Genomic DNA, 14,766 nt, shown 5'->3' with positions numbered 1-14,766 from the left:
GCCCTTTCTTCTGCGGGCTGGGGGCTATTGGGGTTTGCGGTTTGGGGCGGCGGGCGCCGGGGGGGGGGGGCCCTCCCCCCCGCCCGCCCGCGCCCGGGTCACCGCACGATGCGGTCGATGACCCACCTACCGAGCTGCTCGGTCATCGCCGAATGCGCCGTGGCACGCGACGAGCACAGGAACTCGTCCAGCTCGCTCTCGGACGAGGCCAGGGCGTCGATGTCGGTGTAGAGATCGTCGTTCGTCTCGACGCCGCGGACCGCGACCGCGCTGACGGACGGCACGAAGCACACGATCCGGTGTGCGACGTCCACGCCCTCGCCGGCGTCCTTGAGCGCGTCCGCGAGAATGCCGAACGAGTCCAGGGTGCCGCCGGGCGTGCCGTCGATGTCGGGGAAGTCGTTCGTGGTGATGTCCTTCTCCCCGAACAGGCCACGGAACTCGGCGACGATTCGGTCGCGGCCGCCGGCCTGCGTGTACAGGACGGTGTCCTTGAAGTACGGCCCGGTACAGCGCAGCGCCTCGACACCCGGCGCGATGCCGTTGCGCCGGCCGTCGCCCACGCCGTTGGCGACACCGATCTTGCGGGGCCGCTGCGGCCAGCCGCCGACCCGCTCCAGGGCCTTCAGGAACTCCGCGCGAAGGGGATCGACGCGCGGCTGGTCGTCGGCGTTCTCGATGTGCCGCCAGAGCAGCTGCCGGGAGGCAGGGCTGTTGACCTGCGCCGAGAACGCGTCGTTGATCGGGGCGAGGATGTGCGCGATCGCCTGCAGGGAGATCGGCACGGACGCGCCGCGGTGCGGGCTGTCGAAGGACAGGTAGAGCGCCGTCTGGTGGTCCATCCGCTCCATCTCGAGCTTGGCGAGGGCGTAGCGGGTGACCAGACCGCCCATGCTGAACCCGCCGACGGTCAGCGGCTGGTCGCCCTGCCGCTCGCCGATGGCACGGAAGATGACCTCGGTGACGGTCCTGGCATTGTCGAGAATCGACGCGCTGCGCTCGTCGAAACCGATCAGGACGACGTCCTGGCCGCGCTCACGCAGCTCGGTCAGGAAACGGAACGGATCGCCGTCGAGCCCCTCCCACAGCCAGTCGAAATCCGTCGGCCCCATGTTGAAGCCGTCGGCGAGCAGGACGGGGCGAACCAGTCCCTTGTTCCCGACCCCGAGCCAGACCCGGGCCGTACCACCTTGGACCTTCCATTCCATGTCGGGCTTTGGCGCACGCACACCGGCCTGTGCTCCGGCCGGGGTGACCAACCCGACCGGGCCCATCGCCTTCTTTATCTTGTTCAGATCCTTGGCAGCCACCGATGAATCTCCTCCCCGTACGGCGGACAAGTACGCGAGGAGTATTACCGGAAACCTGGGAGATCGCCGCCCCGGGACAATTCACCCCGGGGACAGTTCGTCCCAGGGAAGTTCACCCCGGGAACGATTATGAAACGACTACCGATGGGCGGCGGACGCCTTGGCCACGGTCGCCGCCTCGGGCTCGGCGGCCCTGGCCGCGGCGCCCTGTCTGCGGCGCAGCGCGCGATCACCCTGCCATCGCTGCCCCAGGTGCACCGACGCGGGCAGGATGGCGGCGCGCAGCACGACGGCGTCCACGGCGACCCCGATCGCCAGGCCGCACCCGAGCATCTTCAGCGTCCGGGACGGCTGCGCCGCGATCGCGAGGAACACGAACAGCATCACGAAGTTCATCGTCAGCACCACATGCCCCAGGTCGGCGTGGCCACGGCGGACGGCGTCCCGGCCGTCGCGGATCGGGTCGGGCCGGGCGCCGTCCCGGCGCCGGGCGAAGGCCCGACCGATGCCCCGCAGCGCTCCCCCACGGCCGGTGCCGGAGCCGGCCGGATCGGCGCCGCCGCCCGCACGCAGCCGGGTGAGCAGGACCAGGTTCATCCCCGGGGCCAGCCCGAAGACCGCGAGCATGATCGGCACGAGCACGAACGGCTCGGCGGGGCTGGTGATGACACCGAGGCGGCGCGCGATCTCCTCGTCCTGGAAGAACACGCGCAGCATGCCGGCGGAGGCCAGCACGCTCAGCACGGCGGCCGCGCCGAGCACGGCGGCGAGCGGTATCGACCCGGCGACCGCGAACGTCACGAGGCCGATGGTGAGCAGCACGACGGCCAGGAACAGCGGCAGGGTCGAGCGGAAGCTGCTCGCGGCGTCGTCGAACATCGCGGTGGGCCCGCCGACGGCGGCGTTGGTGACACTGCCGCGCAGCGCCGTGGGCAGCACGTCATCGCGCATCCGTCGCACCAGGTCGCTGGCCTGCGGGCTGCGCGGAGCGGCGGCGGGCAGCACGCGCACGATGGCCGGCCCGAGGCGGGGGTCGTCCAGTGACACCGCGGCGGTGCGCACGCCCGGGGTCGCGCGCAGCACCGCAGCGACCTCCCCGGGCTGGACGATCCGTCCCCCGCCCGGCACGCTCCTGGGGTCACCGCGGTCGACGGCCACCAGGATCGGGCCGTTCAGACCGGGAAAGAAGCCCTCGCTGATCAGGTCGTAGGCGCGCCGGGTGGTCATCGAGGTCGGGTCGGTGCCCGCGTCGCCACCGCCGAGGCGAAGCCCGTCGGTCTGGTTGGCCAGCGACATCAGCAGGACCCCGGCCGCGACGACGACCAGCGCCGGGTACCGGCCGACCTGCGCGGCCCACCAGGAGCGCACACCGGGCCGCCGCGCCAGGCCGGCGCCGGCCATCGCCAGGTAGTGCCGTTCGGCCCAGCCGAGCAGCCGCACCCCGCCGGCGGCGACCAGCGCCGGCAGCAGGGTGAGGACGACCAGGACGGCCAGCGCGGCGGCCCCCGACGCGGCGAGCGCCAGGCCACCGAACCCGCTCAGCCCGAGCGCGGCGACCGCGAGCAGGGCGAGGCTCACGCCCAGGCCACCGACGGCCACCGCCGCGCCGGTGGACGTCGTCGCCGACGCGGCGGCCTGCAGCCGGTTCTGCCCGCTCAGCAGGGCCGACTGGGCCCGGTGCACGACCACCACCGCGCTGCCCAGGCACGTCCCGAACGCCAGGACCGCGGCAGTGACGGGAGCGAACGGCGGCAGCTGGGTGGTGTGCGACAGGCGCGCGGTGACGGCGACCGCCAGCAGGGTGCAGACCGCCGCCGGCAGCAGGCACACCAGCATGCCCAGCCGGGACCGTAGCGTGACGCCGAGCAGGACGAGCGCGGCGAACGCGGCGACGACGAGCGGGGCCAACGAGAGCTGCGCTGACCCGATCATGGTGGCACCCGACCCGGACGCCTCGACCTGCAGCTCCGGGCCGTCGTAGGCGCGGGAGGCCTCGACGACCCGGTGCACGTCGTCGAGGTCGGGCTCGAGCGCGCCGCCGTCCATCAGGACGGAGATCAGCGCGGTGCGCCGGTCGGCGCTGATCGGGTCCACTCCGGCGGTGGCGGTGCCCAGCGGCCCCGCCGGGTCGGCGACGAACGTGACGCCGGGCAGCCGGCCGACCTCCGCGACCAGGGCGGTGATCCGGTCACGGGCGCGGCCGCCGTCAACTGTGCCGCGGCGGGCCCGGACGACGATCGTCTCGACGTCGGGAAGATGTCGGCCGGGTGAGGCCCGCGCGACACCATCCATCGCCCGCGCGGATTCCGAACCGGCGGGGGCGACTTCCTGGGTGTACCGGGCGCCCCCGTCCCGGATGTAGTGGACGGCGGGAACAAGGGCGACCAACCAGGCCGCCAGGACGAGCCATCGGTAGCGGGCACAGCAACGCGCGAGAAGTCCCACGAACCCGGCGAGCTTCTCGGGCCTGTCGGTCATTTGAACACCCTAGAACGGCAGATAATCGACCAATCCGCCGTTAGTGGGGTCGTCCACAATAATCCGGACACTCATCTTTTCCGGTGCACAGACCACCGAGACACCGAGCGCCACCCGAAACACCGATAAACAAGACGAAAGTGTAATCCTGGCGGCCGGTGGCGGGGGAGAGATCGTCCCGGGCGCGTAACCATGCGCCTCGCCGGTGGCGGGGCGGCGCGATGCTGTGGCGTCGCTCGCCCGTGAGAAGGCCCACCCGGCACCGCCGACGCCCGACGCGACGCCGGCGGGTGCCATCGCGATGATGGACCCGGGCCATCCGGTCCCGTGGCGCCAGGCCACGGGCGTGCGGGCAGCCACGGGGACGGAGGCAGTGCGGTGGAGACGACAGCACCGTCCGGGCGCCAGCTCGAGCTGGTCCACGGCGAGAGCCGCGCGGTGGTCACCGAGGTCGGCGGCGGCCTGCGCGACTACCGGGTCGGCGCCGTCACGGTGCTCGACGGCTACGGCCCCGGGGAGATGGCCAGCCGCGGCCGGGGGCAGCTCCTGCTGCCGTGGCCGAACCGGGTCGCCGCCGGCCGCTACACCTTCCGCGGGACGAGCCACCAGCTCCCGGTGAACGAGGTGGCGCTGGGCAACGCCAGCCACGGCCTGACCCGCTGGCTCGGCTGGGAGCTCGAACGCCTGGACGCGGGCGCGGCGCGGGCCCAGGTCGTACTGCGCGCCCAGTCGGGGTACCCGTTCACCGTCGCCTTCACCGCCCTGTACCGGCTGGACGGCGACGGGCTGACCGTCTCACTCACCGCGACGAACCTGGGCGACACCGCGGCGCCGGTAGGCATGGGCGCCCACCCGTACTTCGTCCTCGCCGGCGCGGACGGATCACCCGCACCGGCCGACGACATGACGGTCACGGTGCCCGCGGCGACCCGCCTGCTGACCGACGAGCGCCTCATCCCCGTCGGCGCCGAGGACGTCGCCGGCGGGCCGTTCGACCTGCGCGACCCCCGCCCGCTGGGCGGGCTGATCCTCGACACCTGCTTCACCGATCTCGAGCGGGCGGCGGACGGCCGGGCCCGCGTTACGCTCGCCGCGGCCGGTGGCACCCTGACGATCTGGCAGGACGCCGCCTGGCCCTACGTCCAGTTGTTCACCGGGGACACCTTCCCCCCCGGCCAGCGGCGGCGCAGCATCGCCGTCGAGCCGATGACCTCCCCGGCGAACGCGTTCAACAGCGGCGACGGGCTGCGGGTGCTCGAGCCGGGCGAGTCGTTCGACGGTTCCTGGGGGGTGTGCCCCGACCTGCGCTGAGCGCGGGCCGGGACGGCTGGTTGCCGAGCCCGTCAGCGGGCGAGCAGCAGGTCGAACTGGGCCTGCGCGGCCTCCGGCGAGTCGCGCAGCAGCCGGACGAAGCGGCGGACGACCTCGACCCCCTCGGCCTCGTATCGCTCCTCCAGTACGTCGGCCCCGCGGTATGGCCAGGACCGCAGCGAGCCCGACCGGATGTAGCGGGCGCACTCGTCCCACATCCGCGGGTCACGGCGGTAGAAGTGCCGCTGCGTCCACGCCGCCAGAGCCTCGTTCAGCCGGGAGGCCGCCGTCCACGCGGGTGTGCCGGCCGCACCGGCCCGGGCACCGTGGTCGTCCAGGCCGGTGGCGATCGCCGCGTGGGCGTGCTCGTGCACCAGCGCCATCTCGCAGAACGCGGCGGCCCGGTCCCAGGTCGGCTCGTCCACGACCGCGTCGCCACGCAGCGAGGCCGCGATCCGACCGAAGGCACCGGCCCCCATGAGCACGGCCGGCGCGGACGTCGGCACGAGCATGCCGGAGCGCCCGAACCGCCCCGCCCCGCCGGTGTGCCGGAAGACACCGAAGGCGGGCGCGCCGGAGCGCAGGTAGTCGGAGACGACCCGCTCCCGGGTGTCGAGCAGCAGCCGGAGATCCTCCAGCGCCGCCACGAGCCGGGCCCGGAACGCGTGGTCGACCGGCGGGTCGACGGCCACGCCGCCCACCGAACGCTCGATCGCCCCCGCGGCGCGCGGCCCCAGCTCGGCGACCAGCCTGGCGCGTACCTCGGGGTCGATGCGATTACGCGAGTTCGCCCGGATGTGTCGGTCGACGTAGCGGGTGACCAGCTCGCAGTACAGACCGGCGAAGCTGGGGAAGTCCTCGGCGCAACGCTGGCGCCAGATCAGGGGCGGCTCGGGGCCGGTCGGGGGCTCGGGGCCGTCACTGAGGTCCGTGGGCTGCCCCGCCAGGTAGCGGCGGGCGTTGCGCACGAAGCCGCCCGCCGCCTCCCGCCGAACGTGTTCAAGATCGGTGCCGGGCCCGACGTCCAACACGTGGGAGTGGAAGATCAGCAGAAGCTCGCGGACGCGGCCGGTCACCGCCTCGTCCTCGACGTCGAGGACGCCGGGCAGGATGTCACCGGTGTTCTCGTCCGCGAGGTGCCGTGCGTCCGGCTCGCAGTTGCGGCGCAGGCTGGTGACCGTCGTGTCGTCGGTGACGTAGGTCGGCGGCGGGTAGTAGCGCAGGCCGGTGAGATCCTCCAGGAACGGCACGACCGTGCGCAGCGACTCCCCGATCCGTTCGACGTTGCCGCTCGACAGCGCCGGGACGAGCGAGAAGACCGGGAAGGTGACGTCCACCCGCCGCGGCACCGTGCCCGCGTCGCGCCGATCGGCCGCCTCGCCGCCGGGACCGCTCGCGTGGCCCGGGCCGCTCGAGCCGTTCGGGCCGTTCGGGCCGTTCGGGCCGCGCGGACCGCGCGGACCGCCGGACACGGTCGGGCCCGGCGGGACGGGAGCGGCGTCCGCGGCGGCGCCGGCACGGGCACCCGCGGCGCCAGGGCCCGCGCCTGTACCCGCCCGGGCGAGGTTCGCGAGGCGGTCCAGCGCGGTGGACCAGCGATCGACCTGCCGGAACGGGAGATCCACGAGCGGCAGCGGCGGCTCGGGTACCGGCCGGGACCACTGGAACGGGAAGACGAACACGCCCTCCGGTCGGCGGTTCGCGGCGACCTCCAACGCCCGGCGCCATTCCTTCTCCACGTAGTCCGCCGCCGCGGAGGCCGGGGACCAGAAGAGCGCGAAAAGGTCGGCGCGCTCGATCGCCGCCTCGAGTTCGGGTTTCCACTCCCGGGCCCCGTCGACGTCGAGGACGTCCATGAACAGGGTGATGCCCAGCGCCCGGTAGATCTCCCGGAATCGGCGGGCGATGTCGATGTCGGCCCACGCGTAGGAACCGTAGATCTCGCGGAACATCGGCGCCGAGCCTGTCACCGTCACCGGCGTTGTCGACGGGTCCGCGGCGGTGGAGACGGCGAGATCCAGCGGAATCCGTGCGACGGGAAGGCCGTCGAGGCTGATCTGGACATGCCCGCGACAGCTCTCATCGCCGCCGTCGCCCGGCGCGTGGATGACCTCGAACGAGGCCGTCTCCGGCTCCGGCCCCCATACGACGGGAATCCGCGGTGGCCGGAAACGCAGATGGGGAACCGCGGGGGCGATTTCGAGCTCGGTCCCGGCCGGAATCGATCCGGGCGCCGCGGGCACCCCGACGGTGACCGGCCGCCACCCGAGCGCGGAGGCGGCCGCGGGATGACGCGTGGTGAACCGCACCGCCGACGGCTCTGCCGGCTCGCCCGGCGCCACCGGCTCAGCCGCAGCGGTTCCGGCCGCCGCGGCGCCAGCCACTGCCGTACCGGAGGCCGCGGTGGAGGCGGGCCGCGCAACGGGCTCCGCCGCCGCTACCAGATCGGCGGGCACGACCGACTCCGCCGCCATGGTGGGCTCCGCCGCCACTACCGGCTCCGCGGGCACGGTGGGCGCGGCTGGTCGTGGGCGGCCGAAGGTGTTCCGGCGCCGGGTGGCCGGCCGGCCGGACTCCGCCTCGGCCTGCCGGAGCTGCCACGCGGCGCGCCGGCCGGCGGCGGCGACGGCGCTCACCAGGCCACCCTCACCCATCGCGGCCTCCCAGGTTCCTCCGGTGACACCGACGATCGCACCGGCCATCTCACTCGCCCTCCGCGACGGGTCGAGCACGACGACGTCGACCGTGATGCGGGCACGCGCGCAGTCGTAGGCGGCCTGGAGCAGGTCCCCTGGTGCCGTGAGATCGTCGGTGACCAGCAGCAGGCGGACGAACAGCGGCTTCTCGGCCAGCTCGGCGACGTGTAGCCGGGCCCGTTCCAGCGCGGCGGCGAGATCGGTGGCACCGGTCGGGGCCGCAGTGCGCAGCGTGCGCTCGAAGGCTGCCCGCTCGCCGGCCAGGCCCTGGTAGACCACGTCGGCGGAGTCGACGAATCCGACCAGGACGGTCGGCATGTCCGGCGGCAGGGTGGCCAGCGTGTTCGCGACGCTCTCCACCGCGACATCGAGCTTGCGCCGGCCAACCACTCCGTGCTGATTGGAGCCTGGTCGCTCGCCACCGTGCTTACCGGAAACTGAATTTTCGGGAACAGCCTGGTCAGGGCCCTGATCGGGGGTAGCTGAGCCGGCCGGAGAGCGCCCGTGGCGACGTCCGGCGAGGTGCGGGAAAGGCCGCGGGCCGGCGCCGCGCCGTGCACTTGCGCGCCGGCCGAACAGTGGCCGGGCGGAATCGACGGCGAACGGCTCGGTCATGGACGCCGAATGGTCGAGCAGAACAATCCACACCGCGCCGACTCCCCCCTGACCGACGGCAACCGGAACGGGACCTCGGGTATGTGGATCAGGGTACGCGAGCGCTGCCGTGGCGGCAGTTACGGGCTGTCGACAGTAACGAACCGTGCCGCGTTTCCGGCGGTCAATCGTTACGGGTGACCTACCGTCAGTGGGGTTTCTTCGCGCGGCTCGGCTGCACGCGCCGCGGCTCACCCACCATCTTCGGGTGGTCCGGCGGATAGGGCATGTCCTCGAGGCCGTGCTCGCGCAGGTCGCGCTCCCACCACTCGAGCAGCGGCGTGAGATCGTGCGCCGTCTCGTCGATGCCCGCCCAGAGGTCACCGAGGCGCGCGAAGCGCTCGGGCACCGTGCGGACGGTGAAGTCACGCGGCTCGGCGTCGGCGAGCTCGTCCCAGCCGAGCGGGGTGGAGACCGGTGCCCAGGCACGCGCCCGCGCCGAGTAGGCCGAGGCGATCGTGCGGTCGCGGGCATTCTGGTTGAAGTCGACGAACACCTTCTCGCCGCGCTGCTCCTTCCACCAGGCGGTGGTCACCAGGTCGGGGCGGCGTCGCTCCAGCTCCCGGGCGAGCGCGATGGCCGCCTGGCGCACCTCGGTGAACGTCCACCGCGGCTGGAGTCGGACGTACACGTGCACGCCACGGCCACCGCTCGTCTTGGGCCAGCCCACCCAGCCCAGTTCGTCGAGCAGCGCGTGGGTCTCGGTGGCGACGGTCACCGCGTCGGCGAAGTCGGTGCCCGGCTGCGGGTCCAGGTCGATGCGCAGCTCGTCGGGATGGTCGACGTCGCCGCGCCGCACCGGCCACGGGTGGAACGTGATGGTGCCCAGGTTCGCCGCCCAGGCCAGGACGGCCGGTTCGGTCACGCAGATCTCGTCGGCCGTGCGCCCGCTGGGGAACGTGATCCGCGCCGTTTCCACATAGGACGGCGCGTTCTTCGGGACGCGCTTCTGGTAGAACGCGTCGCCCGGTGCCCCGTCGCGCTGGGTGAGCTGGGCGCCCTCGACCACACCGCCGGGCCACCGCTCCAGCGTCGTCGGCCGCAGGTGCAGGGCCCGGACAAGCCCGTCAGCGACCGCAATGTAGTAGCGGACAAGTTCAATCTTGGTGACGCCGGCCTCGGGGAAGTACACCCGGTCGGGATTCGTCACCCGCACCGAATGGTCGCCGATCACCAGCTCGACCGGCTCACCGTGCTTGGACACCGCCATGGGGGAACCGTAACTCCGAGGTCCGACGAAACAGGGCCCGGCCGACCGGGACCGCGGCGGCTCAGAGCCAGCCGTTGTGCTCGGCGGCGCGCAGCGCCTCCATCCGGTTACGGGCCCCGGTCTTGGCGATCGCGGACGACAGGTAGTTGCGGACGGTCCCCTCGGAGAGGAACAGCCGGCCGGCGATGTCGGCGACCGTCGCGCCGTCCCGCGCGGCGACGAGGACGTCCCGCTCCCGCCCGGTCAGCGGGCTGGGGCCGCCGGCGAGCGTCGCCGCCGCGAGCGTCGGGTCGACCACCCGCTCGCCGCGGGACACCCGTCGCACCGCGTCGGCCAGCAGCTCGGCCGGGGTGTCCTTGACGACGAAGCCGAGCGCTCCGGCCTCCATCGCCCGCCGCAGGTAGCCCGTCCGACCGAAGGTGGTCACGATCAGCACCCTGGTGCCCGGCGACGTCGAACGGATGGCGGACGCGGCCGCGAGCCCGTCGATCCCCGGCATCTCGACGTCGAGCAGCGCGACGTCGGGGCGCAGCCGGGAGACCTCGCCGACGATCTCGTCCCCGCGCCCGACCTGCCCGACGACCTCGATGTCGTCCTCGAGCGCGAGCAGCGCCGCGAGAGCACCACGGACGAGGTGCTGGTCGTCCGCCAGCAGAACTCTGATCATCGGTGCCGTCATGCGGGCAGCTCCACCCGCAACGAGAACCCCACCGGCCACCCACCGCCACCCGCCCGGTTGCCCGCACCGCCGGCACCGCCGGCACCGCCGGCACCGCCGGCACCGGCCGCACGGTCGGCACCGCGAGCATCACCCGTGCGGTCGCAGGGACTGCCCGCGACGAGCAGGCCGCCGGCGGCCGCGGCTCGCTCGGCCAGCCCGGCCAGCCCGTTGCCACCGTTGGCGGCGCTCCCGGTGGGCTCGCCGACGCCGTCGTCCACCACCTCGATCGACCGTGCGTCAACCTGGACCCGTAGGTGGCGTGCCCCGCTGTGCCGCACCGCGTTCGTCACGCCCTCCCGGAGCACCCAGCCGAAGAGCTCGCGCAGGTCGCCGGGAACGTTCTCGACGGTGGCCGGCAGCTCGGCGTGGATGCCGGCGGCGGCGAGCACCTGACGCGCCGCCGCCAGCTCGGTGACGAGACTGACCTCGCGGTAGCCGGCCACGGTCGCCCGGACGTCGGCCAACCCCTGCCGGCCGAGAACCGCGACCTCGGCCATCTCGGCCGCGGCCCGGGCCGGGTCGCGGACCGCGAGCTTGGACGCCAGTTCGGCCTTCACGGTGATCGTCGTCAGCGCGTGACCGAGTAGATCGTGCAGGTCACGGGCGATCCGCAGCCGCTCCTGCTCGGCCGCGAGCCGGGCCACCTCCGCCTCGGCCCGGTGCAGCTGGATCCGCTGCCGCAGCCCGGAGCGCAGCCCGCCGACCCCGAACGCGACGAGCAGCACGGGTACCGAGACCGCCCACTGCGGGCCGTGGACGTCCCACCTGGCGACATGCTGCGGCACCCAGGTGATCAGGATGAACAGCGCGGCGGTCAACGGGATGAACGCGATCGGGCGCAGCAGAATCACGAACGCGACCGCGACGTACACCCCGAAGACCAGCCCGCCCCGCCCGACGGCCGCCAGGAAGACAACCATGATCGCGGGCATGGACACGAGCACGAAAAGCCATCGCCCGGGGTCGCCGCCGAACGACGCCGCCGGAAGCGGCCCCAGGTAGATGTACATGAACAGCGTGATGAGCACCGCGCCAAGGGCGATCCGCGCAGCGCCGCCGGCCTGGACCATGTCAACGACGGCGTAGGCAAGATAGAGGAGATAGATCCCGGATGTGTATCGCCAACGCCGCACCGCCAGCGCCCGACCCTCGGGACTCTGCCCCAGCACCGGCTCGGTCAGCCAGCGCCACATCGCGCTCCGCGCGACCACCGCCGCCACCGCACCACCCCCACTCCTCCCCACCCGGGTCCCCACCTGGGCTCGCACGCGACCGTAACCGGCCCGCCGCCAGCATCAGGTACGCAGTTGGTCAACGCGGTAGGCACGGACGGCGCAGGCGCCGAGGATCGCCGTCCAGACGACGACCGTGGCCACCCCGTGCCACCCCAGCCAGTCTCCGGCGACCACTGCCCTGCCGGCGAACGCCGCCCAGTACATCGGCAGCATCTTGACGATCGTTTCGAGCCAGGACGGGAAGGTGTCCGCGGGCACCCAGAGCCCTCCGGTCAACGCCAGTAGCGAGTACAGGCTGCCGGCGACCGCCTGGAGGTTCTCCGGCCGGACGAGGTAGCCGATCCAGCAACCGAGCGCCGCGATCGGGAGCAGCGCGAACAAGATGGAGACCCCGGCCAGCGCCCAGCGGCCCGCCGGCAGGTCGACGTCCCGGGCGAAGTGGCCGAGCAGGAACACCGCGATCATGCCGGGCAGCGCGACGGTGAAACCGGTCAGGACTTTTCCGGCGAGGTACTGCCGCCCGGTGAGCGCGGTGAGCCGCAGCTGCCGGTTCCAGCCGGTGGCTCGCTCCATGCCGATCCGGCCGCCGATCGAGAACACCCCGTTCATCGCCCCGAAGGTCGCCATGCTGATCATGATGTAGGGGGCGACGGTCAGGCCGCCGAGGCGTTCGTCCTGGTCGCCGGCACTGAACGCGGCGAACAGGAGCGCCGGCAGCGCGAGGCTGAACACGATGAAGCGGGCGTTACGCCAGACCCGGCCGATCTCGGAGCCGACGTAACGAAAATTGACCAACGGCACGGTCGCGGTTGTCATGCCGGAACCCCCTCCGGGACAGGCTGAGTGCCGGTCAACGCGAGGAAGGCGTCCTCGAGGCCGGCACCGGAGATCTCGATGTCACGGGCGTCGGGATGGGCGGCGAGCAGGGCGCGCAGGGCGGTGTCGCTGTCATGGCAGCGCAGCACGACGGTCTCGCCGCGGGTCTCGGCTTGAGAGACACCGGGCAGCCCAGTCGGACCTGCCAGACCCGTCAGACCCACTGGCCCTGCCGGCCCCGTCGGCCCCGCCGCCGCTCTCGGCAGTGTCGCGCGGATGGTCCGGTCGCCGACCAGCGCCTTCACCTCAGCGGTCGGCCCGTCGGCCACCACCCGGCCCGCGCGGAGCAGCACGATGCGGTCGGCGAAGGCGTCGGCCTCCTCCAGATAGTGGGTGGCGAACAGCACCGTTCGCCCGCCCGCGGCCCACGCGCGCATGGCCGCCCAGAACTCGCGCCGGCTCTCGACGTCCATCGCCGCGGTCGGCTCGTCGAGGACCACCAGGCTGGGATCGGGCAGCAGCGCGAGGGCGAAGCGCACCCGCTGCCGCTGGCCGCCGGAGAGCCGATCGGTGCGGGTCCTGGCCAGCTCGGCCACGCCGGCCAGCGCCAGCACCTCACCGACCGGCCGGGTGCTCGGGTACAGCGCACTGATCGTCTCGAGCATCGTCGCGACCGTGACTCCGGCGAGCAGGCCGCCGTTCTGCAGCATCGCCCCGACGAGTCCGGCGGCGCAGGCATCCCGCGGGGTGCGCCCGAAGAGCTGGGCCGTGCCGGCGTCAGGCCGGGTGAGCCCGAGCAGGATGTCGATGGTTGTGGACTTCCCAGCGCCGTTCGGCCCGAGTAGCGCGACGATCTCACCAGGCGCGACGGTGACGTCCACCCCGTCGACGGCGGTCCGCGAGCCATACCGCTTGCGAACCCCGGCGAGCCGCACGCTGGGCTCCGGGCCGGCGTCCATCGCGCCGCTCCGGTCGACTCCTGACGTTTCCCTCATGGGAACGATGATCCGCAGCCGGGCGATCGGCGCGTAGTCTCCACGGTCACCGCCCCGCGATGACATCTGTCATCGTTCCCGCGGCGGCCTCGCGCCCGACGCGCCTCCGCTGATGCGGTCCGGTCCGGTCCACGACCAGCCCGGCGGCGGTCGCCACGGTGACTGTCTCCGGCCGTCAACTGGCACTGGCGGGTCCCGGCGGCCTGTTCACGGGCGGCGCTCAGATCTACGTCGACGGGGTCCTGGCCGCCACGACGAAGCCGTCCAGCGCCCGGACGATCTCCCGGCCCAGCGCCTCGCTGCCGGTGTGGCCCGAATCCGTCACGGGAACGAGACGGGCTCCCGGCCAGGCACGCGCAAGTTCCCAGGCGGTCGCGAAGGGGGCGCCCAGATCCTGGCGACCGTGGATGAGCACGCCGGGTATGCCGGCCAGCCGCCCCGCCTCGCGCAGCAGGATCCCCTCCTCCAGCCAGGCACCGTGCGCGAAGTAGTGCGCGCAGATGCGTACGAGGGCGAGCCGGGCCGCGGGCGCCCGGTCGCTGTAGACGTTCTTCCGCCCGTTCGGCTCCAGCGAGATCACCGCGTCCTCCCAGGCGCACCACTCGCGCGCCGTGAAAGCCCTGGCCTCGGGATCCGGGTGTTCCATCAGCCGGGCGCACGCAGCCGCCAGGTCGCGCCCGCGCGTCACGGCGGGCGCCGGATCGAGCTGCGCCGAACCGGGGTGCGCGGCCCTGGACGGAGTCATCGCGGCGCGGAACCGCTCCCACTCCTGCGGCAGAAACCGCGCCACGCCGCCGTACAGCCAGTCGATCTCCGCCCGCCGCGTGGTGGTCACGCCCGCGATGACGATCCCGGACACCCGCTCGGGGTGCCGCTCGGCGTAGGCGAGGGTCAGTGTCGACCCCCAGGACGCCCCGTACAGCGACCACCGGTCGACGCCGAGGTGCCGCCGGAGCAGTTCCATGTCGGAGATCAGGTGGTCGGTGGTGTTGTGCCGCAGGTCGGTCGCCGGGTCCGCCGCGTGCGGCGTGCTGCGCCCGCAGCCGCGCTGGTCGAACAGGATGATCCGGTACCGGACCGGGTCGAAGTAACGGCGCGAGCCCGCGGAGCACCCGGAGCCCGGTCCCCCGTGGACGACGAGGACCGGCCGGCCCGACGGGTTCCCGCAGGTCTCCCAGTAGATCTGGTTCGGATCAACGCCCTCGCCGCCGCCGACAGGCAGCAGGCCGTGCGCATACGGCTCGATCGGGGGGTGGAGGGGGCTCACACCACCATGATCGCATTCGCGGTTCGAGTGGACTGAAACAAGTTGTCACGCAAGCCAGGTCCCGCGGCCCGGC

10 protein-coding genes are annotated in these 14,766 nt (G+C 73.1%); 1 reads left to right on the top strand and 9 read right to left on the bottom strand.

The features are described from left to right. Window positions 1-98 precede the first annotated feature (98 nt). Window positions 99-1,310, bottom strand: coding sequence for a triacylglycerol lipase (locus MXD62_RS04970; protein WP_248828247.1), 1,212 nt, complete (start codon window positions 1,308-1,310; stop codon window positions 99-101). Window positions 1,311-1,448: 138 nt separating this feature from the next. Continuing rightward, window positions 1,449-3,788 carry an MMPL family transporter gene (locus tag MXD62_RS04965; protein WP_248828246.1) on the bottom strand — a complete coding sequence of 780 codons (2,340 nt, stop codon included), beginning with the start codon at window positions 3,786-3,788 and terminating at the stop codon, window positions 1,449-1,451. Window positions 3,789-4,166: 378 nt separating this feature from the next. Between MXD62_RS04965 and MXD62_RS04960 the strand changes: the two genes are divergently transcribed. Beyond that, window positions 4,167-5,099: an aldose 1-epimerase family protein gene (locus tag MXD62_RS04960; protein WP_248828245.1), complete on the top strand. Its 933-nt coding sequence runs from the start codon at window positions 4,167-4,169 to the stop codon at window positions 5,097-5,099. A 32-nt stretch (window positions 5,100-5,131) separates the two neighbouring features. Here MXD62_RS04960 and MXD62_RS39635 read toward each other — a convergent pair whose 3' ends face one another. The 7 genes from MXD62_RS39635 to pip form a co-directional block, all read right to left on the bottom strand. Continuing rightward, window positions 5,132-8,185, bottom strand: coding sequence for a TIR domain-containing protein (locus MXD62_RS39635; RefSeq protein WP_248828244.1), 3,054 nt, complete (start codon window positions 8,183-8,185; stop codon window positions 5,132-5,134). A 412-nt stretch (window positions 8,186-8,597) separates the two neighbouring features. Further along, window positions 8,598-9,659, bottom strand: a complete 1,062-nt coding sequence (gene ligD, locus MXD62_RS04950; RefSeq protein ID WP_248828243.1) for a non-homologous end-joining DNA ligase — start codon at window positions 9,657-9,659, stop codon at window positions 8,598-8,600. Between the two features lie 61 nt (window positions 9,660-9,720). Continuing rightward, window positions 9,721-10,326: a response regulator transcription factor gene (locus MXD62_RS04945; protein ID WP_308301194.1), complete on the bottom strand. Its 606-nt coding sequence runs from the start codon at window positions 10,324-10,326 to the stop codon at window positions 9,721-9,723. An 8-nt stretch (window positions 10,327-10,334) separates the two neighbouring features. Next, window positions 10,335-11,600: a sensor histidine kinase gene (locus tag MXD62_RS04940; RefSeq protein WP_248828241.1), complete on the bottom strand. Its 1,266-nt coding sequence runs from the start codon at window positions 11,598-11,600 to the stop codon at window positions 10,335-10,337. A 75-nt stretch (window positions 11,601-11,675) separates the two neighbouring features. Next, window positions 11,676-12,431 (bottom strand): ABC transporter permease, encoded by a 756-nt coding sequence (locus MXD62_RS04935; protein WP_248828240.1) that lies wholly within the window; start codon window positions 12,429-12,431, stop codon window positions 11,676-11,678. Beyond that, the gene (locus tag MXD62_RS04930) at window positions 12,428-13,492 is read right to left on the bottom strand and encodes an ABC transporter ATP-binding protein (RefSeq protein WP_248828239.1); all 1,065 of its coding nucleotides are present in this window, start codon (window positions 13,490-13,492) and stop codon (window positions 12,428-12,430) included. Before MXD62_RS04930 ends, MXD62_RS04935 begins: the two co-directional genes overlap by 4 nt. 160 nt (window positions 13,493-13,652) lie before the next feature. After that, on the bottom strand, window positions 13,653-14,693 hold the full coding sequence (gene pip, locus MXD62_RS04925) for a prolyl aminopeptidase (RefSeq protein ID WP_248828238.1): 1,041 nt from the start codon (window positions 14,691-14,693) through the stop codon (window positions 13,653-13,655). Window positions 14,694-14,766 lie beyond the last annotated feature (73 nt).

The organism is Frankia sp. Mgl5 (assembly GCF_023242985.1).
In the GTDB taxonomy this organism is placed as follows: domain Bacteria; phylum Actinomycetota; class Actinomycetes; order Frankiales; family Frankiaceae; genus Parafrankia; species Parafrankia soli.
Note: the sequence above shows the minus strand (reverse complement) of the source record. Positions and strands in the feature narration are given on the sequence as shown.